Source organism: Pseudooceanicola profundus, from assembly GCF_054919315.1.
The window spans coordinates 1,107,953-1,131,580 of sequence record NZ_CM142898.1 but is presented as its reverse complement, the minus strand read 5'-3'; the positions used below and the strand labels follow the sequence as shown (position 1 = coordinate 1,131,580).

Below are 23,628 nucleotides of genomic sequence, written 5' to 3'. Positions count from 1 at the left end.
GTCGATGGAAGTGACGTTGGCGAACTGCTCATCCGGGATGGCTTGGTGCGCCGTTGGCGATCTCGCTGGGCACCACCTTCGTGGCTGCGGCGGCAGCTGCCGTGCGGCAGGCGGTGGCGCTCGAACTGGCGCTCGGGGCGACCTCGACCAAGGCGGCCCTTGCAAGTCTCAGCATCAAGGGGATGGCGGCGGCGCTGCGCACGCTGCGCGGGGCGATCATCTCCACCGGGATCGGCATCGTGGTCGTGGGCGCCGGGGAACTGATCTACCAGTTCGGGCGGCTGGTCAGCGCCACCGGCGGCTTCGGCACGGCGCTGGGACTGGTGAAGGACGTGGCGGTCGAGGTCTGGGAGCGGATCGGGAACGGGGCCGACTTCGTCTACCAGTCGATCAAGACCATGATCTACAACGCCAAGGCGGTCTTCGTTGGCGGCCTCAATGCGATGGTCGGCGCGTGGATTGACCTGACGTGGACGGTGGCAGATGGCCTCAACAGCCTCTTCGGGACCAACCTGCAGGGCGCCTCTGCCGAGATCACGCAATCGCTCGCGGCGATCCAGACGGCGGCAGAAGATGCCGCAGGCGCGGCGAAGGCCGATGCAGAGGCTGCCGCCAAGGCCTTCTCGGCGCCGCTCGAGTCCGTGCAGGCGCTTCGCGATGCGGTGGCCAAGACCCAGGAGACCACAGAGGATGGAGCCAGTGCCGCGGATCGGCTGAACACCTCCCTGCAGGGGGTGGGCGATGGCGCGGGCGCGGCCTCCAAGGGCCTGAAGGACGCGGCCAAGAGCGTGAAGAGCTTCGACCAGGTGCTGAAGGACGCGGTGAAGACCGCTGCCGAGATGGAGGAGGAAGGTGCGCGCTCGGTAGTCTCCGGGATCGGCAGCATCTCCGACGCCTTTGGGGACTTCCTGCTCGATGGCGCCCGCGACTTCGACGGCTTCATGGACAGCATCCTCGGCGGTTTCAAGTCGATGATCAGCGAGATGATCTCGACCGCCGCGCGCAACAAGATCCTCATCAACATGGGCACGGCGGGCACGCCCGGCGTGTCCGGCACCCTCAGCACGTCCGGCGGCGTGGCCGGGGGCGGGGGCGCCTTCGGTGGCGGCGGGTTCCTCGGCAGCGCGCTCGGGATCGGCAGCAGCTTCCTCTCCGGCGCCTCCGGTCTCGTGACCTCGCTCTTCGGGGCAGGGGGCGGCCTTGGGTCCGCGGCCACCTATCTCAGCGCCGTGGTCGGGGGCGCGACGGCCAGCCTCGGTGCCTTCGCGGCGGCCATCGGCGCGATCGCCGGTCCGCTGGCGTTGGCCATTCCCCTGATCACCGGGCTCTTCGGCAAGACCAAGCTGCTGGACGCGGGCCTGCGCGTGACGATCGACGGGATGGACGGCCTCGTTGAGACCTTCAAATACGTGAAGAAAACGGCGCTCTTCGGGCTGATCTCGTCGAAGAAGTACAGCTACTCGCCTGCCGATGCAGAGGTGGCCGACCCGGTTCTGCTGGCTGTGCAGCAGGTGCAGGAGGGCGTCGTTGCCGCGGCGGGCGCCATCGGCGTGGCCTCCTCGGTCTTCGATGACTTCGCCACGCAGCTGATCATCTCCACGAAGGACCTCGAGGACGACGAGATCGCGGCGGCGGTGCAGGAGGCCCTGTCCGGCATGGCCGACGAGATGGCGGACCTGGTGCTGGCGGGGCATGACGTGATCATGGCTGGCGAGACCTCCTCGGAGGCCCTGTCGCGGCTCTCCGAGCACCTGACGGCCACGGCGGCGGTCTTCGACACGCTGGGCCACAGCATGTTCGAGGTCTCGATTGCGGGGGCCGATCTGGCCTCCTCTCTGGTGCAGCTCTTTGGTGGCACCGATGCCTTCAACACGGCGGCCAGCACCTACTTCACGGCCTTCTACTCGGAGGCGGAGCGGGTCGCGGTCTACACCCGTCAGGCCACCGAGGCGCTGGCGGAGTTCGGTATTGCCCTTCCTGCCTCTCGCGCGGCCTACCGCGATCTGGTGGAGAGCCTCGATTTGACCACCTCCAGCGGGCAGGAGCTATACGCCGTCCTCCTGCAGATGTCCGGAACCATGGATCAGATCCTCCCGGCGGCGCAGAGCTTCACGGAGGTGATTTCCTCGCTGGTGGGCACCACGACCGGGATCGTGGGCGAGATGATCAGCGACGTCACATCGACCGCCCGGGCGGCGGAGCAGGCGGCGACCGCATGGTATCGCGTGGCCGACAGCCTGCGCGACCTGATCCTCGACATCACCGGTGCATCGAACAGCAGCTTCGGGGGCGCGGCACGCCTGCAGGCGCTCCAATCGGCGCTGGAGACGGCCTATCAGGGCGCGCTCGGCGGGGATCGTGGGGCGGCGGAGGACTTCACCGCAATCTCTGGCGACTACCTGGCGGCTGCCCGGGCGCAAGCGGGCACTCTGATGGAGTACCGCCGGGCGGAGGCCGCCGTCCTGTCGCAGGCCAACATGCTGGCCGGGGTGTCGGAGCTTCAAGGTTCGGCTGAGGACGCTATCGTGACGCTCTCCCAGCAGCAGCTTGATGTCCTGAACGAGCTGAACACTTACCTGCAATCGACCGAGACCCTCGACGAGGAGGACCTGCAGTGCTTCGAGGACACGCTGACCGCGCTGCAAACGGCGATCGAGGACCTGCAGGACTTCTCCTATGCGGACCTCATGGCGCAGCTGCAGGCCAACATCGAGCTGATCCCCACGGCGGACGTGCCGGAAGATGTCGCGCGGCTGCTCTACGCCGCCACCTCCGGCATCCAGTCCGAGATCCAGTTCGCGGTGGTCACTCAAGGGCTCACCCCGGATCTGCGCTGGCTTGCGGTGAACGCCGCCTCCGAGCACATGAAGACCATCGACTTCGTGCTGGGCGAGGAGCTGCCTGACGACATCATGCGGCTGGCGCTGGACGACGTGACGACCCTGACCCGCACGGTCAGCCTCGTTGCGACCTCCGATCTTTCCGCTGACGAGATGCGCGTGGCGCTCGCGGGCTCCTCGGAGCTGTCCCGCGTGGTCAACGTGGCGCTGGCCTCCGACGCCGACCGGGCCGCGATCAAGCTCGCGCTCGGCAATCTCGGCGCCTACGCCGTGACCATCCAGGCGGCGCTGCAGGCGGTGCCCGAGGTCCGCTCGATCATCATGGAGGATGCCGGCCTCTTCGCCCTCACGGTCGAGGCGGCCTTCGTGCAAGACCTCGATCCGGAGATCCGGCGCGTGCTGCTGGATCAACAGGGCGGCTACGTGGTCAACGTGCTGGGCATCCTGTCCGAGGCCACCTCGCCCGAGATCGCGCAGCTGCTGCTCGACGCCAACACCGAGGCGCTGCGCGGGATCACCGTTGGCCTCGCCTTTGCCGACAGCGTGAGCGATGCCGAGCGCGAGCTGCTGCTCTCCGACAGCATCACCGTGCTGCACGCGATCACCGCGTTGGTGAACCCGCTGGGAATCACCACCTTCGACGTCATGTTCCTGGACCAGCTGCAGCGCGGGGATGGGGCCGTGGCGCGGTCGGTGAACGGCTACCTCGACACCCGCATGATCGGGGGGCTCGGGCGGACCTTCATCGCGGAGCTGGCCTCGGGCGATGGCTCGGTCTGGCGCAGCGTCGTGGCCAACATCCTGATGAGCGGCGTCACCTCGCTGGGCTACACCTACCTGAACCAGCTGGCGCAGGGCGCGGGCTCGACCTGGCGGGCCATTCAGGGCGGGCTGCAGTTCGGGTCGGTGTCGGATTATGGCTGGCGCTACCTGAACCAGCTCTTCCAGGGCACAGGTTCGATCGCGCGCATCATCCGCGCCGCGGTCGATGGCACATATGTCGGCCATTGGGCATCGAGTTACCTCAACCAGATCTTCGCGGGCAATGGCTTCACGAACCGGTACATTCGCGCCGCGACCAGCGAGGCGTTCCTAAGCGATTGGGGCGCGCTCTATCTGGAGCAACTCTTCGCCGGCAACGGCTACACCAACCGCTATATCAGGGCTTCTGCAGACCTGACCCGGATCAACGGTGAGGCCGCGGCCTACCTCGACCAGCTGACGGAGGGTGGCGGTTACACGACGCGTGGCATCTGGGGCCGGGTAAACATCTCTGACGTCAGGGGGTACAGCGCGCGCTATCTGGAGCAACTCGCAGCCGGTTATGGCTATACCACTCGCGGCCTCTGGGGACGGGTGAACATCTCCGACGTGCAAGGCTATAGCGCCCGCTATCTGGAGCAACTTGCGGCAGGCAACGGCTACGCCAACCGGTATCTGCGCGCATCGGTGGACGCCAGGTATGTCGGTGCATGGGCCTTCGGCTATCTGAACCAACTCTATCAGGGTAACGGCTCCATCACGCGGACGGTTCGCGCCGGGCAGAACTTCTCGGCTCTCAACGGATTTGGTGAAGCCTACCTGGGGCAGCTCTTCGCTGGCGGTGGATATGTCACCCGGACGGTTCGGGCGGGACAGAATTTCTCCTCGCTGAATGGGTTTGGCGAGGCTTACCTGCGGCAGCTGTTTGCTGGCACTGGTTCTGTTTACCGCGGGATCTCGGCAGCCGTGAATGCAGGCGGGATCTCCGGGACCGGAGCGACCTTCCTGCAGAACATCACTGCCGGTGCCGCGCGGATCGCTCGCACTGTCAACGGTGCGGTTGACCTGTCGCGGGTGTCCGGTCGTGGACTGACGCTGCTGGATATGATCCAGAACACCACCACCGGCACCGTGACCATCGGCGGTGGTGTCGTCTTTGACCCGTCCCGCGACTTCTCGGTCTGGTTCGAGCGGTCCATGCAAACCAGCATCACGACGCCGATCGCTACCCTGCGCTCTGCGCTCGGGGAGTTGCGGGCCGCGATCCTGGCAGACATGGCCTCGCGGGAGCGGGACGCCACGCTGGCCGCGCTGCAGCAGCAGTTGTCCGACAAGGTGGCGCAGCAGTCCTCAGTGGCGGCCCGGGCTTCCTCGATCATGGGGCAGATCAGGGCGCTCGAGGCCGCGACGGGCGTTGATCTGCGCAACGGGAACCAAGACGCCACGCTCAAGGTCATAGACGACAAGTGGATCTCTTACCTCGCCACTCACGTTGACTACGGCGCGAACTCCGACCTCGCGACGTTCCGGCAGGCCTTCTGGGGGACAGGTGGCCTGCAGGATCAGCTGAATGCGCTGATCGGGCAGCCGACCGCCATCTACACTGCTGCGGCGAACCTGCGCGAGCAGATCCGCGCCATGGGGGCTGTCCCTGCCTATGCCGCTGGTGGCTTCCACGCCGGGGGGCTGCGGATTGTGGGGGAGAACGGGCCAGAGCTCGAAGCGGTCGGGGCGGCGCGGTACTACAGCGCCCCGCAGACCCGTAACCTGCTGAATGGCGACAGCCAGCTGCAGCACGAGCTTCTTGCTGAGCTACGCGCCTTCCGCGACGAACAACGCCAGCTCGGCCTTGGGAGCAACCGGAACACCACCAAGCTGCGCAAGCTGGCAGAGAAAGCAGACCAGCTCGGCACGCCTGTGCGTAACCCGGACGACGGCACGGCCCTGCAAGTGGAGAGCATCTGATGCGGATCATTTCCCCGATCACGGTGACGGAAAGTCTCCTGACGGACACGAACCTGACAGAGGACGATCACGACGAATGGGACGTCAGCACGACCTACAGCGCAGAAGACCGCGTGATCGTGCTCTCCACCCACAAGGTTTACGAGAGCGTTTCCGGGTCCAACCTCGGGTACGATCCAACCACGGATGATGGGACATGGTGGATCGAGGTCAGCGCCACGAACAAGTGGAAGGCCTTCGACCTGAGGCTGTCCGATCAGGCCGAGAATGCGGGCACCATCACCTATGAGATCACTGCAGCGAGCCTGATTACCGGGATCGCCTTCTGCGTGACACGCCTGCCGTCTACTTCGCCGCCGATACCCTCGTGCAAAGCCACGGCGCGATCACCTTTGGCCTCTTCCAAGACTACGAAATCCCCCTGCGGGCTAACGGGGTTTCGATCGTGCAACTCGAAATCGAAGGACTGACCTGATGGCATTGGATTTTACCAACGCGCCGACCCTCCCGAGCCTCAATGACCCGGCGACGTTCAATGAGCGGGCGCTCGCGCTTTTTGCCTGGCTCACCGGGACGCATATCAATGAGTTGGAAGCCATTACGGCAGCCGACTTCATTGGGCTGATCCTCGGTACCGTCTCGCTGTCGGGCGGTGTTCCGACTGGCGCAATTTTCGAGCGCGGCAGTAACGCAAATGGTGAGTACGTGAAGTTCGCCGATGGGACGATGATCTGCTTCTCGCCGACGTTCACATCTGGGTCCATCGCCACTGCTGCCGGGAATGTCTATCGGGACTCGTCTAGCATCTCGTGGACTTACCCGGCCACTTTTACTTCGATGACCACCTCGCTGAACGTCTGCGCGAGCCTGAGCAACGTCAACTGCTGGCCTGCGACCCAAGCAGGTTCCACGACTGCCGCCTGCTACGTCATGTCCCACCTGAACACGCAGACCGCAGTGCCGGTCCGCTTCTTTGCGATCGGTCGCTGGGCCTGAGGAGCTGCGCAATGAACATCACGTTTTCCCCTGTTGCCGGGCTGCCCGCTCTCACCGCATCCAAGAGCGGTGACGCTCTGACGCTGAACGGCGAGACCTTCGACTTCACAGCTCTGCCCAACGGCGCCACGTTGCCCCGTGATGCGATTTCGAGCCCGTGGGTCGCAGGTGATGTCACCCGCGATGGGGAGGGGGTGCTGACTGTGCCGCTGACCCTGCCGCATGGCCCGAACGCGCCGGAGGCAACGCGCTTCCCTGAGCCCGTGACCGATGCGCCGGATGGGCCCGTCGCGCTGCCCGCCTATGATGAAGAGGAGCCCCAGGCATGACCGAAAACATCGACTATTCGCGGGTCGTTACCGCTGAGGACAAGGCGGCAGAGGTGCAGGCCGGTCGCAAGGCCGCGCTCTACGCGGAGCGCGAGCGCCGGCTCGAGGCCGGCACGACGCTGGGGCTGTCCTTCGGGGCGGTGCCGGTGCGCGGCCGGCCCTTCGATCAGACAGTGATGCTGGGGATCATGCAGAAGGCAATGGCGCTGCAGGCCTCGGCCTCGACCGATACGCTGACCTTCCGCGATGACGCGAACACGATCCACCAGCTGACCGCGACGCAGGCGATCGAGCTGGCGTCCGCCGGTGTGGCCTGGGTCGAGGCCGTAATGGCGGCAAGCTGGACGATGGTCGACGGGGGTGCGATCCCCGAGGACTTCGCAGCTGACAGCCGGTGGCCTGGATGAGCCAGTACACCGGCGCGAAGAGCTGGTGTCTCCCCATCGGGCGGGGCCTATATCTGACCACAGAGCCGCTCGTCTGGCATGTCGGCAAGCTCGACAGCGAATGCGCTGTCATGGTGCCGTGGGGCTTCCAGTTCGACGTGACGATCCCGCGCCTCTGGTGCTGGCTCTTCGATCCAAACGCGCCCGAATATCTCAAGGCGGCTGCCCTCCACGACTGGCTCCTCGAGGAGGGATGGGACCGGCTCAGCGCCGGTGCTGTGTTCCACAACGCGTTGAAGGCGGACGGCGTGACCGTCTGGCGGCGACTGATCATGTGGCTGGCCGTCTCGCTCTACCACTACAACTGACGGAGGTCCCTGTGACCAAGGAAGACTTGCTGCCGCGCACCCGCACGGTGATCGGACTGCTGCGTGATCTCTTCTGGATTGTGACCGTGGTCACGCCGCTCATGCTGGTCATGTTGGCTGGGCTCTACATGATGAACCGGGACTGGATCGTCGCCACGGTGCGCGAGGAGCTGGGCTTCGAGCGGCTCGCGACGGAGGGCGCGGTCCAGAGGCTGGTGGCGCAGGTCGAGGTGCTGTCTCAGGACGTGCGCCGCGCGACGGGCGAGGATCGGGTGATCAGGCAGCCGCAGGGGCTCTCCTACGTCGAGGAGCCGGTGAAGTCTGGCGACCCAGTGGTGCTCTGGTTGACGGTGGCCCGGACCCGGCTCGGCAAGGACTGCCGCCTCGTCGACTGGACGCCGCTCTTCAGCGACGTGCGCAATGTGCCTCTCGCAGGTTCGCGCATGATCAAGGGCGGAGTGCGCCGCCAGATCGGGGACAGCTTCGAGAAGCTCCGCATCGAGATCGCGCCGCCGGCCGATCTCTTCCCGGGGCGCATCGAGCTCTACCTGGTCCTGGACTACGAGTGCGGCGGGAAGCGCGTGCCCGATCGGACCGACGTGGTGCCGTATCAGCTGCTGCCGGGGTGAGCGCGGGGCTGCTGCATATGCGGGTGATCACCGTGAGTGGGTGCAAGAGAAGCCGAAATCACGGCCCTCTGTCGGTGATCGGGGCCCCGCGCTCAATAAGTTGATTACCAGACGAAGCTTTTGGGCGCACGACCGAACGTCGCGGTAGGCGGAGAGCGGCTTTCTGAAGCGTGGTTGAGCGCGGTGTGGCGCATCCGGGATCGCGATGGGGTCGCTGGACTGGACCTGGTGGGATGTAGGCACCAGTCGTTATGCGCCTCGATCCGCGCTCGAACTTCAGGGTGACGCAATGCTGACTTCGAGTCTAGCGAATCCCGTATTCCCGTGAACTGGCGGTGTGAGCGCGACTTCGACCGGCCAAGGGTGTGCTGTCACTACATGGTCCGCGGTGGGTCGCTATGACCATGGTGGCATTCGCCAGCCCGCGCCGCGCTCAATGTCGAGCGTGCGCGACGGACACTGCACGGTCTACGTTTCCCTTGCGTCATGGAAGGTGGCTATTTTGTGGCGTCCACAGGTGAGCGCGAAGCTATCCCGGAAATGCGAAAACAGGACCGGCCGTGCGGTGTGATGCGCGTCGACCGTGCTCCACGCTCGGAAACAACCTTAGCACGACTGACATAATCCTCAAAATGAAGGGACCATGCCATGGACCTGAACCTCGGGCGCACGCGCCTGATCCTTGAGGCGTGCGCGGTGCACGGCCTCACGCTGCCGCAGGCGGCCTATATCTTGGCGACGGCCCGCTGGGAGACCGCTCACACCATGGAGCCGGTGCGCGAGGCCTACTGGCTCTCGGAGGAGTGGCGGGAACGCAACCTTCGTTACTACCCCTGGTACGGGCGCGGCTTCGTCCAGCTGACCTGGCGGGAAAACTACGTTCGGGCCGGGCGTGAACTGGGCCGCGACCTGACCAGCAATCCGGACGTGGTGATGGAGCCGGACATCGCCGCAGAGATCCTCGTGCTCGGCTGCATGGGGGGGTGGTTCACCGGGAAGAAGCTCACCGACTACGTGCGCGAGGGGTACATCGACCTCAAGGGAGCGCGTCGGGTCGTGAATGGCACCGATCGGGCGGCGGAGATCGCTGACCTCGCGGTGAAGTACCAGACCGCGCTCGTGGCCGAGAAATGGGGGCAGGGGGCGCAAGTCACCCCGCCCGCAGCCAAGACCTCACGTAACCCACTGGCGGCGCTCTTCGCTGCTCTGCTGGGCGCTATCGCCATCATCATCGGAAAGGGAAAGGCATGATCGAAATCATCCGCAAGCCACAGGTGCAGGGCGCTCTGCGTCACCTGCTGACGTCGCTGGGGCCGCTGCTCGCCGCGCATGGCATCACGTCGGACGCCTATTGGCAGGCAGGCGTCGGTGCCTTCATGGCCGCGCTCGGCTTCTACCTCAGCGTCACGGCTCCGGAGAAGAAAGCGTGACCGCCCGGGCCCTAGTTGTCCTGGCGTCCGCGCTGACGGTGGTCGCGCTTCTGGCCGTCGTCTATTGGCTCGGAGCGCACAACTCGCGCCGGGCGGCCACGGTCGAGGCCTTGCAGGACTTCATCACCACCACGGAAAGGATGAACGATGAAGACGCTGATCTGTCTGATGCTGCTGCTGTCCGCCTCCGGCTGTGTGAAGCCGCAGGTCTCGATCCCTGCCCTGTGCTCGGGGACGGTGGATGATAGGCGCGAGCATGCCCGTGCGCTGATCGAGGATGGCGGGCCGAGGTCTGCCGCCACGGGGGCCGCGCTGCTGGGGAAACTGGCCCGCGGCTGCAACGAATGATGCAGGCCCGCCCGGGAGACCGAGGCGGGCCTTCCCCGTTTCAGACTACCGGGGAAGGGATCTCGACTGGTGGCAGCGGGGCTGCCAGGCCTGCAGGCCATGGGGTGGGCGTTTGTCCCTGGCCGAAAGCAACGCAAGTCCCCGATCCAATACGACAAGCGCCACTACAAACGGGGCAACCGTATCGAGATCATGTTCGGAAGGCTCAAGGACTGGAGGCGTGTGGCAACCAGATACGACAGATGACCCAAACCGTTCTTCTCTGCCATCGCTCTCGCTGCAGTGGTCATCTACTGGCTCTGAAACTCAATGGGTCCAGAACCTAAGACTATGATAGGTTGTTTCTTTGAGGCTTTGCGATTATCCAGTCAAAAAGAGATGCAGATTTCTATTTATTTGCTCTCAGAGGTTCATTGTGTTGTTGATTTAGGTTGAGATTCTAAAATGATCACAGCGCCATCTGCCAATCTGGTTCGATATTTTTACGTAGGTGAGGGGACTTTCCCCGTCACGATCCCCGAGGTGATCGTTGACTGGGATACGAGTGCTGTAACCAACATGCGACAGACCTTCGCAGCCCAGCCCGGTTTCATAAACCCGATGAATCTGGACATTGGGGGGTGGGATACGAGTGCCGCTGCCACAATGGAGCTCATGTTTTCCAGTGCAACCAGCTTCAATCAAGAAATCGGAGGATGGGACACCGGTGACGTTTCAAATTTCATTGGCATGTTTGCCAACGCCTTGCAGTTTAATCAAGACATAGGCGGGTGGAGCCTAGATAGTGCCACACAAATGGCTAATATGTTCAAAGGCGCTTCATCCTTCAATCAAGACCTTAGTAGTTGGGACATGAGCAATGTCAGTGGTGTCGTTGGTATGTTTCAAGGTGCCTCTTCCTTTGACCAAAACTTGGGCGCATGGGACATTTCGTCCATCGATGATGCGAGATGGATGTTCGACAATTCCGGCATGAGTATGGCCAATTTCGATGCCACGCTGGCCGGTTGGTCTCAGCTTGGCGCCGATGAGGCTCAAATCCAAAGCGACCTGACACTGGGCGCTGAGGGGCTGACCTATTCCAACTGGGATGCGGTGGATAACCTGACGACCCAATACAACTGGACGGTCAGCGGGGTGACTTATGCCTTTGCGGGCAGCGATGCTCATGACACGATTGATGGTTCAGAAAGCCTCTATCGCGTTGTGACTGATGGGCTTGCAGGCGATGATCTGCTGACGGGCAGCGCGATGAATGATCGCCTCTCAGGCTCAGAAGGTATTGATACGCTTAACGGCGGGGGCGGGCTTGATACTCTCATTGGCGGCAATGGCGATGATTTCATTTTTGGCGGCGCAGGCGAAGCAGACTTGCGCGACGTTGTTTATGCCGGTGCCGGAAATGACTCGGTTGATGGTGGCTATGGCAACGATGAACTACGCGGTGACGAGGGCAACGACACATTGCTGGGCGGGTTCGGAGCAGACACGTTAATTGGCGGATCGGATGACGATGTTCTCAGCGGTTCGGCGTTGAGTGATGTGATTTTTGCCGGTTCTAGTGATGACTTCATCAACGGCGGCTTTGGTTTTGATCGCCTGAACGGTGGGGCGGGTGCGGATCGATTCTTCCACCTTGGGGCGGAGGGCCATGGCACCGACTGGGTGCAGGATTATGCCGCCGAGGAGGGCGATGTCCTGATGTTCGGCGGCGGTGCGGCAGTGGCCGAGGATTTCCTCGTGCAGCAGGCGAACACGGCGAACGCGGGGGGCGCCGCTGTGGATGAAATCTTCGTCACCCACCTGCCGAGCGGGAGCCTGCTTTGGGCGCTGGTGGACGGCGCGGTGCAGGGGCAGGTCATCGTGCAGGCGGGCGGCGAAAACTTTGATATTCTGTGATCCGCGCGCCTGATCGGTGTCGCTGAGGATTGCACCACGGCTCGCCACGCTATCTCGGCGGTATGACCTGGACCCGCATCTCAACCGTGATCGGCGGCAGCGCCGCGCCTGATGGCTGGACCGTCCTACGCAACCGCTGGACGGTTGGCCGGGTGAGCCGCCAGCCGCAGCATGGGCCAATTGATCCCGCCTGGCTCTGGGCCTCAGCAAACGATGAAGGCCCGCCAGATGCACCGGCGGGCCGTCTCTCGATCTGATAAGCAAACTCAAGCAAGCAGATCGAGTTCTGTTCCTGCAATGTTGAGCATGATGCTGTCCTGCGCGCCACCATCCACCAGGGCCCAGAGGACCTGACCCGTCGGGCGGAAGATGACGAAGGCTTCGGCTACGTCGGCCTGACCGGCCCCGGGGGTCTCGGCGAAGTTTACCTGGTAGTCGGAGAGCACTGCTGTTGGGGCCAGCACAAGAATGTCGTCGGCGGCCGCATCGTAGTCTTGCACCCAGTCGGTGCCATGGCCGGGCTCACCCGCGTGGAAGAACCGGTCCGCCCCCGCGCCCCCGTGCAGCCGGTCGTGGCCGAAACCACCGTTCAGGAAGTCATCGCCTGCGCCGCCGGCGAGAACATCCCCAAGCGCGCCGCCTGAGATCACGTCATCGCCAGCCTCCCCGACCAGCGTGTCGGCCCCGTCATGACCATCGAGCGTGTCGTGGTCCGCCCCGCCATAGACGAGGTCGTTGCCGTAACCCGCGTAGATGAAATCATTCCCCGCGCCGGCGTAGATCGTATCGGAAAGATCCGGGTGCGGCACCCCGGTTGCGAGCCCGCCATAGATCGCGTCGTTGCCCGCGCCGCCGTCCAGAACGTCGGCCTGATAGCTGCCTTCGAGATGATCCGCTCCGTCGCCGCCACGCAGGGTGTCACTCGAGATGCCGCCGTCCATCCGGTCGTCTCCCGCCCCGCCCAGCATGCTGTCCCTGCCGCCGGCTCCGCCCAGCGTATCATCGCCGTCGTTTCCTATCAGCGTATCCGAATTGTTGCCGCCGGTGATCGCGTTTGCATTGGCATCACCGGTCAGTTGGTTGCTGACCGTGCGGAACCCCACGAGGTGCTCGATGCCCTCGATCGCGACATCTCCCTCAAGCGGGCTGACCGAGAGATCGGCCTGCGCCGCGCGCAGCGTGTCCATGCCTTCGCCGCCGTCGATCCGGTAGGTGCCGCCATCCAAGGTGAAGTGATCGTTCCCGGCGCCTCCCATGGCCACGCCACCACCCCTGTAAAGCAAGAACTGGTCGTCGCCGTCGCCGCCCCGCAGCGTATGGTCATCCGTCGTACCGCCGTCGCCGTCGAAGTCGACCGATATCGTGTCATCCCCGGCCTCGCCGTCCACGCTGTCGGACCCGGCGCCAAGGCTGATCACATCGTTTCCGTCCCCGCCGAGCAGGGTGTCATTCCCCGACGCGGGCAGGATTTGCCCCAGCTGAGAGCCGAGCTCGGACAGGACGTCATTGCCTGCCCCGCCGCTCAACAGGTCGTCGCCATCGCCGCCGCTGAGACTGTCGTCGCCGGTCTCGCCGAAAAGGCTGTCATCACCGATGCCGCCCGAGAGCGTGTCATTCCCGTCGCGTCCGGCAAGGCTGTCGTTGCCGGCTCCACCTGCGGCACTGTCGTCCGAAGCACTGCCGATGACGGTGTCATCTCCGCCAAGGGCATCGAAGGGCGCCATCAGGGGCACCAATTGCGCAAGATCATTGCCCTCCGTCGCCACGGGCACCAAGTCGGCGTCAAGATAACCTGCGAGGCTTTCAAGCGCGATCGTGGTGCCGGGCACGAAACGCTCGGAGGGAATGATCTGGCTGATGTCGATGAGGCCCTGCACCTCGTTGGCCGGAAAGTCGGCCAGATCGCTCTGCTCGATCATGTCGCCGTCCAGGTAGAAATAGTTTTGCGCCACGCTCGTATAGGGGCTGTCGCCCAAAACCGTCCAATGGCGCAGCAGATAGGTCAGTTGGCTGAACGCCTCCCCCCAACGCAGGGCGATCACATCAGCCTCACGCCCTTCGAGCGTCAGGCTGTCCTGTGCCGTGGTGGCGGTGGGGCGGTCGTAGACACCGATACTGCTGTAGGTGATTTGCGCCCCGGGTCGCGCAAGGGTCACGGTGTCGTCGCCGATGATCAACTCGGGTGCGCCGGTGCCGCCTTCGAAGGTCAGCCGCGCCGGACCGACCCAATGGCGGCCCGTGAGCGGACCGCTTGCGATGTGGACGAAGCTCCACCCTTTTATTGAACCTGACATACCTGCCTCCTATTGCACACATCGGTCACTCATAATCATCTCAGGCCAGCATACCGGGGCGCGGCTGGCTCGGATATGATCTGCCTCATGCAGTCAGGATGTCACAGAGAGGCAGAAGGTTCCGGCGCCCTCAAGGCCCGTGTTGAGGTCAGGCGCCGCGCGACGGATGACCTGACGGCGGCGGTGCAGCGGGTGAGGTGAGAAGCTTTGTGCACGCCTGAAAATTTATCGTTGAAACTCAATGCGGACCCTTTGTGCGCGGGTCGTCCATAACTGACTGAAATCGCTTACTTCGTGCACACCTTCAGGGGTCGCCATCTCCGCAGTAGTGATATCGTCTGCAGCCCGCTGTCTGGCAGCCTGGGGCGCAGGCGCACTTGCGTGGCCCATGATCCCCTCTGCGAGAATGGGCCGGCACAGCCTGGCGCCGGCCCGGTCGCTCATCCGCGCAGCGCGGTTTCGACCCAGCCTGCCACGGCGAAGAGCCCGGCATCGGCGTCGCGCGTGCCGATCAGTTGCAGGCCAAGGGGCAGCCCCTCCGCCTGCAACAGGGGCAGGCTCAGCGCCGGGGCGCCGAGAAGCGAGGCGGGCACGTTCATGGAGGGATCGCCGGTCCAGCTCAGCCCGACCGGGGCAGGGCCGGTGGCGGCCAGCGTGATCAGCGCGTCGAAATCGCCCATGAGGCGCTCATGCTCGGCCCGGATGGCGGCCCGCTGCGCGATATCCTCGGCATAGCTGTCCTGCCGCGCGGGCACGGCCCAGAGGGCACGGTCGCGGATGGTCTCGCTCATCTGGTCGGCGTGGCGGGTGGCATAATCCGCCGCGGGCCAGGCGCCTTCGCGGGTGTTGATCCGCTTGCTGAGCGGCAGGGCGACGGCGATGGAGGTCGTGAAGGCCGCAAGGGCGGCGTCGGTGTCGGGCGTCAGGATCGTGCAGCCCGCTGCGCTCAGCCTGTCGAGCGCCGCCTGGAAGGCCGCGCGCGCTTCGGGGCCGACCTTGTCCCAGCCCTCGGGCAGGAGCACGCCCAGGCGGGCGGGGGCCTGCGCGGGGGGCAGCGTGTCGGGGCCGGTCACGCCCACGTGGCCGGGATCGCCGCCCGCGCGCGAGGAGATCGCCCGCGCCGTGGCCCAGGCCTGCGCGAGGGTGGTCGCGAAGACGCCCATGCAGCTCTGGCTGAAGTGGTCGAAGGTGCCGCAGCGGTTCAGCCCGCCGACGCTGGGCTTGTAGCCCACCACGCCGCAGTAGCTGGCCGGGCGCAGGGTCGATCCCACCACCTGCGAGCCGAGCGCCACATCTGCGAAGCCCGCGGCGACCGCCGCGCCGGAGCCCGAGGAGGAGCCGCCGGGCGTGCGGGCGGGATCGTGGGGGTTGGTGGTCTCGTGGAAGGGTTCGGTGGCGGCGAATTCCGTGGTGGTCACCTTGCCGAGGATCACGGCCCCGGCGGCGCGCAGCGCCATGATGGCGGCGGCATCGCGCCCGGTGTGGCGCCCGGTCCAGATCGGGGAGCCCTCGCCGGTGGGCATGTCATGGGTCTCGACGATGTCCTTGGCCACGACGATCATGCCATCCACCGGGGAAAGAGGCGCCCCGGCGGCCCAGCGGGCGCTGGAGGCCTCGGCGGCGCGCAGGGCCTCCTCCCGGGCGATGGCGGTGAAGGCGCGGATGCGGCCCTCGTCGGCGTCGATCCGGGCAAGGCAGGCCTTCAGCCGGTCGAGCGGCGTGGCTTCAGTCGTGGGCGCGGGGGCGGTTTCGGTGGTCATGGGCGCTTCCTTTCAGGGGCCGGGCGCCGCGTACCGGCCTGTGCATCGGCCCGTACATCGGCCCGTGCTTGGGCCCGTGCTTGGGCCTGTACCGGAGGCGCCCGTTGCCGGTGTATAGGAGCAGATCGGGAAAGATCCCGCGTCTCGCGCTGTTTCAGCGGTCCTGCGGTGCGGGATGATGGTTTTTCAGGCGCTCGGGAGGCGGCCTGTCGTCCGCGGTGGCGCTCCACGCCCGGAAGGGCCTTGGTCGAGGTGCCTTGCGTGGCGGTCCGGCCGGACCCCAAGGGCGGGGCGAGGCGGTTGTCACCCTGTCGGCCCGTGAGGTCGCCGGGGGTGCAGCGGTTTGACGGTGCGGAGCGGTTTCGCCCGGGGCAGCTGGAGGGCGGGACCTGGACAAAAGGAACCGTAAGACGGGAGGCCAGAAAAGCGACGGGGCGGCCCGTTGGTGCCGCCCCTCGCGTGGTCCAGGCCCGATCTGGGCGAGCGCCGAGGGGATGGGTCAGATCACCCGGACCTGCGTGCCGATGGGACAGATCTCGAAGAGCTGCGCGATCATCTCGTTGTAGAGCCCGATGCAGCCATCCGAGGACCGGCGGCCGATCTTGCGCGTGTCATGGGTGCCGTGGATGATGTAGGCAGGCCAGCTCAGGTACATCGCGTGGGTGCCAAGCGGGTTTTCCGGCCCCGGGGGGATCGGCTTCCAGTCCGGGAAGCGTTCCATCTGCGAGGCGGTGGGCGTCCAGGAGGGGCCGACCTTCTTGCGCACGATGGAGGTATAGCCGCGCTTGGTCAGCTCGTCCGAGATCGGAACCGAGGTCGGGTAGACCCGGTAGTCGCTGCCATCGGCGTTCCAGTAGTGCAGCGCGCGCGAGACGGTATCGGCCACGATGGTCGACTTGCCCAGATCATCGAAGTGATCGCGCCAGTCCTGCGCTGCGAAGCTGGAGATGTTCCGGCGCGACTCGGCGCGCAGGACGCCGGGCAGGGCGAGGGTGCCTGCGGCGGCGAGGCCGCCTGTCAGGGCGGCGCGGCGGGAGAGGGGGCTGCTCATGAGGGCTCCTTTCGGATTCGTTCTGTGCAGCCTGCTCACCAGCCCTGCCTTAACCCAGCCTTAAGGGGTGCGGCTCAGGCCGCGCGCGCGGCCCGGATGGCGGAAAGCAGCGTATCGCGGTCGATCGCCCCGGGGTAGAGCACCTGCCCGATCACGAAGGACGGTGTGCCCCGGAAGCCGAGAGCGGTGGCCTGCTGGTCATTGCGGCTGAGCAGGCGCTCCCATTTGCGGCGCTCGGCGTAGAAGGAGTTGTTCGCGTCCTCTACGGGGACGATGTCCTTCAGGGCCGCCTTGATCGAGGCGTCATTGAGCCGCCCGCGCGTGGCCATGAGCGCATCCACCGCCGCCGGGTACCGGCCGAGGGCGACCGTGCCGAGCGCCAGTTCCGCTGCCCGCTGGGAGCCGCGGCCGAAGATCGGCCAGTCCTTCATCACGAGGCGGACGTTGCCATCCGCCTCCACCACGTCCCGCACCAGCGGGTGCATGGATTTGCAGTAGCCGCACTGGTAGTCGAAATACTCGACAAGGGTGACATCGCCCTGCGGGTTGCCCATCACCGGCGCATCGGGATCGCGCAGCACTTCCTCCACCGTCGGGGTCTGCGCATGGGCGGCAAGAGGGGCCAGCACGACGGTCGAAGCCGCCGCGCCGGTGAGGGACAGGAATTGCCTGCGGGTCGATGTCACGGGTGTGGTCCTCACATCTGGCCTTGCATCTGAACAGGGATCGGCTCACCGGCGGGCCGGGTCCACTTGCCGATCTCGTCGGCGGTCAGCACGATCACCTTGGTGCCGTTGTCCACCCGCTCGGCCAGGTACATGGCGTCCTGGTTGAAGAGCCGGATGCAGCCGGAGGAGACCGCATGGCCGACGGACCACGGGTAGGGCGTGCCGTGGATGCGGTAGAGCGTGTCGCGGCCGTTCTTGTAGAGATAGAGCGCCCGCGCGCCGAGCGGGTTGTCCAGCCCGCCTTCCATCCCTGCGCGGTAGGGCTCGTACTTCTCGGGCTCACGGCGCAGCATGTTGCGGGTCGGCGTCCAGGTCGGCCAGTCGCGCTGGTAGGCGATGGTGGCCTCGCCGGCGAAGGCGCGGCCTGCCTCGCCCACGGCCACGGCATAGCGCATCGCCTGATTGTCACCGAGCAGTTCGTAGAGATGCTGGTCCCCGGTATCGACCACGAGCGTGCCCACGGGGTAGGGCGCGTAGTAGTAGACGCGCTGGCGCGGGTTCTCGCCCGTGAGATACTTGGCAGGCACGGCCGGCACGACCTTCTCGCCGTCGAGGACCTCGCTGTACATCGCCAGCGTTTCCGCGCTGGGCGGCGCCACCGTCGGGACGTTTTCCGAGGGCACATTCGGCGCGCCGCAGGCCGCAAGGGCGAGAACGACGGGAAGGGCCAGCAGGGCCAGGGATTTACGGACGAGGGGGTTCGTCATGCGGTGCCTCCAAAATCTGGGTCGGTCCGCCTGAGGGCGGCGCGGATGGCCCGCCCTTGCGGACGGGGTGCCAGCCGTCCGTCAGGCCATGCGGCGGGCGACAGGCTGCCCCAGGAGGCGCGAGGGCGCCGGCGGGACTTCTGGAAATCTAGCCGGATCCGGGCAGAGGCAAGGGTCTCAACCCTGCGCGCGCGAGTCCGTGATCCGAATCTGTGGCTTGAATGTGACTCCTCGCCCTCACGAGCGGTCACGGAAACGCGCAATTTCATCATGATCGACGTGCTGGACGGGAAAGCTTAAGTCAGTCTTAAGGTTCGCCGGCTCCTGTGGGCCGAGGACATTTGGGCGCGCAAGCGGGGAAGACATGCGGATTCTGGTGGTCGAGGATGACGCGATACTGGCGGACGGGATTTCCGTCGGGCTGCGGCTGAGCGGCTTCACCGCCGATCCGGTGGAAACCCTCGCCGATGCCCGGGCCGCGCTGGAGGCGACGGCCTTCGATGCGCTGGTCCTCGACATCATGCTGCCCGACGGCACCGGCCTGACCCTGCTGGAGGAGATGCGGCGCGCGGGCTCCACCCTGCCGGTCCTGCTGCTGAGCGCCCGCGATCAGGTCCGCGACCGGGTGCGGGGGCTCGACCTCGGGGCGGACGACTACCTCGGCAAGCCCTTCGATCTCGAGGAACTGGCCGCGCGGCTGCGCGCGATGCTGCGACGGCGGGGCGGCCAGCCCCGGGCCGAGCGACAGTGCAACGGGCTGAGCGTCGATCCCGCCACGCTGACCGGGCGGATGCACGGGGCCGAGCTGCGCTTCTCCCGGCGGGAGTTTGCCCTGCTCTGGGCGCTGATCGAACACCCCGGCACGATCATGTCCAAGCCGGTTTTGGAAGAGCGTCTCTATGGCTGGCAGGAAGAGATCGAGAGCAACGCGGTCGAGGTCCATATCCACAAGCTGCGCGCCAAGCTGGGGCGCGGTTTCATCGAGACGGTGCGCGGGCTCGGCTACCGGGTGCCACGGCAGGACGGGGCGGCCACGTGAGCGGCTTTCGCACCATGTCGCTGCGGTTGCGGGTCTTCCTGCTTCTCGTGCTGGCGACTGCGGTGGTCTGGCTCTCGGCGGTGCTCTGGATCGAGACATCGACCCGCGCGCAGGTGGAACGGGTGCTGGACGCCCGGCTGGCGGAGGCGGCGCGGATGGTGTCCTCGCTGGTTTCGGATCACCGGGTGGAACTGGCCGCTGCCGATGGCGGGGCGATCCCGCTGCCGCATCCCTTTCGCTTCGGCGAGGGCTATTCGCGCCAGCTGTCGTGCCAGATCTGGTCCCTCGACGGGCAGCTGGTGGGCCAGTCGGATGGCGCACCCGACGGACAGCTGAGCACGGGCGACACCGAGGGCTGGTCCGACTCCGTCGTCGACGGGGAGCCGTGGCGGGTCTTCTCGGTGGTGAACGCCGACCTTGGCCTGCGGATCATGGTGGGCGACAGCATGGCGGTGCGCGATGGCCTCGTGCATGACGTGATCGAGGGGCTGGTGCTGCCGGCGCTGATCCTGCTGCCCCTGCTGGGCGGCCTGATCTGGCTCAGCGTCGCCCGGGGTCTCGCGCCGCTGGAGCGGCTGGCCGCCGCGCTGGCGCAGCGCAGTCCGGCGGACCTGAGCCCGCTGCCCTCCGGCCCCCTCCCGCGTGAGGTGCGGCCGGTGCGCGAGGCGCTGGACGGGCTCTTTGACCGGCTCTCGGCGGCGCGCGACGTGGAGCGCGATTTCACCACCTATGCCGCCCATGAGCTGAAGACGCCGCTGGCGGGGCTGCGGACGCAGGCGCAGGTGGCGCGGATGGCCCCGGACGTGGCCACGCGCGATGCCGCGCTCGCGGCGATCGAGACCTCGGTGGCGCGGACCGATCGCATGGTGCGGCAACTGCTGGACCTCGCGGAGGTGGAGCGGGCCGAGATCGTGGCGGCGCCCTGCAATCCGGCGGCCCTGATCGCGGCGACGCTGACGGATCTGCAGCCGCTGGCGGCGCGGCGCGGTGTGACCCTGCGCTGCGAGGGCCCGGTGGAGGGCAGCGAGCAGCGGGAGTGGCTGACGAATGGCTTCCTGTTGGCGACCGCCCTGCGCAACGTCGTGGAAAACGCGGTGCTGGCCTCGCCCGAGGGCGGGGCGGTGGTGATCCTTTGGTCGGGGCATCCGGGCGGTGGCGAGATCACGGTGCAGGACAGCGGGCCGGGCATCCCCGAGGCGCTGCGCGACCGGGCCACCGACCGCTTCGTGCGCGGCGCGGGCGGCGCGCCGGGCGGCAGCGGGCTGGGGCTTTCCATCGTGGCAAGCGCCATGGAGCGGCTGAACGGCACGCTGCGGCTGGACCCGGGCGGGCCCGGCCAGCGGGTGTCTCTGGTGCTGGGAGAGATGCGCGGGACGTGAGGGATCGCCGCCAGAGCGGATGCGCAGCGCGTGAGGGAGCACGGCATGGGGGCTGGTGCGGGGACCGAGGCTGAAAGGTCTGGTGGCGGGGCGCCGCACGAGACGCCGGAGAACGCCGGACCCGGGATACGGACCCGGGACACGGGCGCAGGTTCTGGGCGCAGGTCTCGGGCCCGGCCCGCGGCATCAGGGACGTCTGGCCCGGCGGGGTCGCAGGGACACCTGCCATGACACCGCAAGCGCGCCCCGGAGGGCCGCCTGCGGCCCGGTGGCGTCAGCGGCCTGCGAGGAAGGCGGCGAAGGCTTCGAGGGTCCGGTCCGAGACGTGATGTTCGATCCCCTCGGCGTCGATCTCGGCGGTTTCGGGCGGCACGCCGAGGGCCAGCAGCAGGTCGACCACGGTGCGGTGTCGGGCGCGGACGGCCTCTGCCAGGGCGGCGCCGTCCTCGGTGAGGAAGATCCCGCGATAGGGCCGCGAGGTGGCCAACCCCGCCCGTTTCAGCCGCGCGACGGCCTTGGTGGCGGTAGGCTGCGCCACGCCCATGCGCTGTGCGAGATCCGCGACCCGCGCCTCGCCGTGGGCTGCGATCAGGTCACCGATCATCTCGACGTAATCCTCCAGCACGGCACGGGCCTGTGCCTCGCGCGCGCGGGCAAAGCGGTCCGCCTGCGCCGAGGCGGCGCTGGCCTCGCAGCCGGGGGTGGCCGGGCTGCCGGTGCTGTCGTCCTGCTCTGTCATGGTGCTTCCCCTCCCGGTCCCTGTCGCACGATGGGCTCCTTCGCTAGCATAGGGAAGCACGGGAAAACAATATAGCCCAAGGCATACGTGGCGCCGGGTCAGGCCTCTTTGCCTATCCCGGAGGCAGCGCGGGCGCAGCGGGCGGTCCTGCATGGTATGCCGCGTTGCCAAGAGTGTAGCCGAGGCTATATCTGGCTCTTGAACGCAAAGAGGCCAGCAGGCGGGCGCAGGACCATGAACTCCACAGAACGAACCCGGCAGGGGATGGCCGCTGTGCTGGCGGGCGAGCGGCGCGGCCTCCTTGGCAGGCTGCTCTTCGCGGGGCCGGCGGTGATCGCCTCGATCGCCTACGTGGACCCGGGCAACTACGCCACGAACATCCAGGCCGGGGCGGGCTATGGCTACCTGCTGCTCTGGGTCGTGCTGCTGGCGAACCTGATCGCGATGCTGTTCCAGTCGCTCTCGGCCCGGCTGGGCATCGTCACCGGCAAGAACCTGGCCGAGATGTCGCGCGATCACTTCCCGCGCCCGGTGGTCTGGGTGATGTGGGCGGTGAGCGAGGTGGCCGCCATGGCGACGGACCTCGCGGAATTCCTCGGCGGGGCGATCGGCCTTGCGCTGCTCTTCGGCATCCCGCTCTTCTGGGGCATGGTCGTGACGGCCATCGTGACCTACGGCATCCTCATCTTCGAGCGTCAGGGCTTCCGCCCGATGGAACTGATCATCGGCGCGATGATCGGGATCATCAGCCTGTGCTACCTCGTGGAGGTGTTCCTCGCCCCGATCGACTGGGGTGCGGCGGCGGTGGGGCTGACCACCCCGCAGATGCCGGATGCCAAGGCGCTGACCATCGCGGTGGGGATCATCGGGGCCACGGTCATGCCCCACGCGGTCTACCTGCACTCCGGCCTGACCCAGTCCCGCGCCGTGGTGCGCGACGACGCGGACCGGTGCCGGGTGCTGCACTTCTCCAACGTCGAGGTGGTGGTGGCGCTGGCCGTCGCGGGCATGGTGAACATGGCGATGGTGATGATGGCGGCCTCGGCCTTCCATCAGGGCCACAACGAGGTGGCCGAGATCGAGACCGCCTATCACCTGCTGACGCCGCTGCTCGGCTCCGCGGCGGCGGCGGTCTTCCTCGTCTCGCTGATCACCTCGGGCGTGTCGAGCTCGGTCGTGGGGACCATGGCGGGCCAGATGATCATGCAGGGCTTCCTGCATGTGCGGGTGCCGATCTGGCTGCGCCGGCTGGTGACCATGGCCCCGGCCTTCGCGGTGGTGGCGCTTGGCTACAACGCGACGGACGCGCTGGTGATGTCGCAGGTGGTGCTGTCCATCGCGCTGCCGGTGCCGATGATCGCGCTGATCGTCTTCATCTCGCGCCGGGACATCATGGGGGATTTCGTGGCCGGGCCGCTGATCCGCGCCCTCGCGCTGGTGGGGGCGGTCGTGGTCCTCGGCCTCAACTTCGTCCTGCTGGCGCAGACCTTCGGCCTGCCGATCCCGTTCCTCGCCGACTGACCCGGAGGGCGGCCCGAGGCAGGTCAGTCGCCCGCGCTGCGGCTGCCCGGCGCTGGCAGGGCGTGTTCCTGCAGGACGCGCAGCGGCACCACGTCGAGCGCGCGGCGGTGGGTGGAGGCAAGGCTGACCTGCGGGGCGCAGCCCTCGTCATGGGCCTGCAGGAAGCGCGCGGCACAGAGGCACCAGCGATCCCCCGGGCGCAGCCCCTCGAAGCCGAACTCGGGGCGCGGGGTCGAGAGGTCGTTGCCGACGTACTTGGAATAGGCGAGGAACTCCGCCGTCATGATGGCGCAGACCGTGTGGCTGCCGGTGTCCTCGGTGCAGGTGTTGCAGGCGCCATCGCGGAAGTAGCCGGTGAGCGGATCGAAGGAGCAGCTTTCCAGCGGCCCTCCGAGCACGTTGACCGGAAGATCCTGTCGGATCATGACATCTCTCCTGCATGGCGCGTGGCTGTCGGA

22 protein-coding genes and 1 pseudogene are annotated in these 23,628 nt (G+C 66.6%); 16 read left to right on the top strand and 7 right to left on the bottom strand.

Going from position 1 to position 23,628, the window contains the following annotated elements:
- Positions 1-53 precede the first annotated feature (53 nt).
- The 13 genes and pseudogenes from ACX9MO_RS05185 to ACX9MO_RS05125 all read left to right on the top strand — a co-directional run bounded on the left by ACX9MO_RS05185 (position 54) and on the right by ACX9MO_RS05125 (position 12,209).
- Positions 54-5,567, top strand: a complete 5,514-nt coding sequence (locus ACX9MO_RS05185) for a hypothetical protein (protein ID WP_462213762.1) — start codon at positions 54-56, stop codon at positions 5,565-5,567.
- Positions 5,567-6,037: a hypothetical protein gene (locus tag ACX9MO_RS05180; RefSeq protein ID WP_462213761.1), complete on the top strand. Its 471-nt coding sequence runs from the start codon at positions 5,567-5,569 to the stop codon at positions 6,035-6,037. The genes ACX9MO_RS05185 and ACX9MO_RS05180 overlap by 1 nt, the downstream gene beginning before the upstream one ends.
- Before the next feature lie 4 nt (positions 6,038-6,041).
- Positions 6,042-6,563, top strand: a complete 522-nt coding sequence (locus tag ACX9MO_RS05175; RefSeq protein WP_462213760.1) for a hypothetical protein — start codon at positions 6,042-6,044, stop codon at positions 6,561-6,563.
- 11 nt (positions 6,564-6,574) lie between these two features.
- Complete coding sequence (locus tag ACX9MO_RS05170; protein WP_462213759.1) at positions 6,575-6,892, top strand: hypothetical protein; 318 nt, start codon at positions 6,575-6,577, stop codon at positions 6,890-6,892.
- Complete coding sequence (locus ACX9MO_RS05165; RefSeq protein ID WP_462213758.1) at positions 6,889-7,299, top strand: DUF4376 domain-containing protein; 411 nt, start codon at positions 6,889-6,891, stop codon at positions 7,297-7,299. Before ACX9MO_RS05170 ends, ACX9MO_RS05165 begins: the two co-directional genes overlap by 4 nt.
- A complete protein-coding gene (locus ACX9MO_RS05160; RefSeq protein WP_462213757.1) occupies positions 7,296-7,646 on the top strand; it encodes a DUF1353 domain-containing protein in 351 nt (116 codons plus the stop codon). The genes ACX9MO_RS05165 and ACX9MO_RS05160 overlap by 4 nt, the downstream gene beginning before the upstream one ends.
- An 11-nt stretch (positions 7,647-7,657) precedes the next feature.
- Entirely contained in the window at positions 7,658-8,275 is a 618-nt protein-coding gene (locus ACX9MO_RS05155) for a hypothetical protein (RefSeq protein ID WP_462213756.1), read from the top strand.
- Between the two features lie 648 nt (positions 8,276-8,923).
- Positions 8,924-9,526: a glycoside hydrolase family 19 protein gene (locus ACX9MO_RS05150; RefSeq protein ID WP_462213755.1), complete on the top strand. Its 603-nt coding sequence runs from the start codon at positions 8,924-8,926 to the stop codon at positions 9,524-9,526.
- Positions 9,523-9,705, top strand: a complete 183-nt coding sequence (locus tag ACX9MO_RS05145; RefSeq protein ID WP_462212473.1) for a Pam3-gp28 family putative phage holin — start codon at positions 9,523-9,525, stop codon at positions 9,703-9,705. The genes ACX9MO_RS05150 and ACX9MO_RS05145 overlap by 4 nt, the downstream gene beginning before the upstream one ends.
- Before the next feature lie 147 nt (positions 9,706-9,852).
- Positions 9,853-10,053 (top strand): hypothetical protein, encoded by a 201-nt coding sequence (locus tag ACX9MO_RS05140; protein WP_462213754.1) that lies wholly within the window; start codon positions 9,853-9,855, stop codon positions 10,051-10,053.
- Between the two features lie 114 nt (positions 10,054-10,167).
- Positions 10,168-10,299 (top strand): annotated as a pseudogene (locus ACX9MO_RS05135) (IS5/IS1182 family transposase); the annotation flags it as partial.
- Positions 10,300-10,497: 198 nt separating this feature from the next.
- Positions 10,498-11,952: a BspA family leucine-rich repeat surface protein gene (locus ACX9MO_RS05130; protein ID WP_462213753.1), complete on the top strand. Its 1,455-nt coding sequence runs from the start codon at positions 10,498-10,500 to the stop codon at positions 11,950-11,952.
- Between the two features lie 62 nt (positions 11,953-12,014).
- Positions 12,015-12,209 carry a hypothetical protein gene (locus ACX9MO_RS05125; protein WP_462213752.1) on the top strand — a complete coding sequence of 65 codons (195 nt, stop codon included), beginning with the start codon at positions 12,015-12,017 and terminating at the stop codon, positions 12,207-12,209.
- A gap of 9 nt (positions 12,210-12,218) precedes the next feature.
- Here the strand turns inward: ACX9MO_RS05125 and ACX9MO_RS05120 are convergent, their stop codons facing one another.
- The 5 genes from ACX9MO_RS05120 to ACX9MO_RS05100 all read right to left on the bottom strand — a co-directional run bounded on the left by ACX9MO_RS05120 (position 12,219) and on the right by ACX9MO_RS05100 (position 18,492).
- Complete coding sequence (locus ACX9MO_RS05120; protein ID WP_462213751.1) at positions 12,219-14,246, bottom strand: calcium-binding protein; 2,028 nt, start codon at positions 14,244-14,246, stop codon at positions 12,219-12,221.
- Between the two features lie 440 nt (positions 14,247-14,686).
- A complete protein-coding gene (locus tag ACX9MO_RS05115; RefSeq protein WP_462213750.1) occupies positions 14,687-16,006 on the bottom strand; it encodes an amidase in 1,320 nt (439 codons plus the stop codon).
- Positions 16,007-16,505: 499 nt separating this feature from the next.
- Complete coding sequence (locus tag ACX9MO_RS05110; protein ID WP_462213749.1) at positions 16,506-17,057, bottom strand: L,D-transpeptidase; 552 nt, start codon at positions 17,055-17,057, stop codon at positions 16,506-16,508.
- Positions 17,058-17,131: 74 nt separating this feature from the next.
- Positions 17,132-17,743, bottom strand: a complete 612-nt coding sequence (locus ACX9MO_RS05105) for a DsbA family protein (protein ID WP_462213748.1) — start codon at positions 17,741-17,743, stop codon at positions 17,132-17,134.
- A gap of 11 nt (positions 17,744-17,754) precedes the next feature.
- A complete protein-coding gene (locus tag ACX9MO_RS05100) occupies positions 17,755-18,492 on the bottom strand; it encodes a L,D-transpeptidase (protein ID WP_462213747.1) in 738 nt (245 codons plus the stop codon).
- A gap of 364 nt (positions 18,493-18,856) precedes the next feature.
- Between ACX9MO_RS05100 and ACX9MO_RS05095 the strand changes: the two genes are divergently transcribed.
- Positions 18,857-19,531, top strand: a complete 675-nt coding sequence (locus ACX9MO_RS05095; protein ID WP_462213746.1) for a response regulator — start codon at positions 18,857-18,859, stop codon at positions 19,529-19,531.
- A complete protein-coding gene (locus ACX9MO_RS05090; RefSeq protein WP_462213745.1) occupies positions 19,528-20,910 on the top strand; it encodes an ATP-binding protein in 1,383 nt (460 codons plus the stop codon). The genes ACX9MO_RS05095 and ACX9MO_RS05090 overlap by 4 nt, the downstream gene beginning before the upstream one ends.
- A gap of 274 nt (positions 20,911-21,184) precedes the next feature.
- Here ACX9MO_RS05090 and mntR read toward each other — a convergent pair whose 3' ends face one another.
- A complete protein-coding gene (gene mntR / locus ACX9MO_RS05085; protein WP_462213744.1) occupies positions 21,185-21,649 on the bottom strand; it encodes a manganese-binding transcriptional regulator MntR in 465 nt (154 codons plus the stop codon).
- Positions 21,650-21,883: 234 nt separating this feature from the next.
- On the opposite strand from mntR, the gene ACX9MO_RS05080 reads away from it, so the two are divergent.
- Positions 21,884-23,170, top strand: coding sequence for an Nramp family divalent metal transporter (locus tag ACX9MO_RS05080; protein WP_462213743.1), 1,287 nt, complete (start codon positions 21,884-21,886; stop codon positions 23,168-23,170).
- 23 nt (positions 23,171-23,193) lie between these two features.
- Here ACX9MO_RS05080 and ACX9MO_RS05075 read toward each other — a convergent pair whose 3' ends face one another.
- Complete coding sequence (locus tag ACX9MO_RS05075; RefSeq protein ID WP_222491610.1) at positions 23,194-23,595, bottom strand: DUF2237 family protein; 402 nt, start codon at positions 23,593-23,595, stop codon at positions 23,194-23,196.
- Positions 23,596-23,628 lie beyond the last annotated feature (33 nt).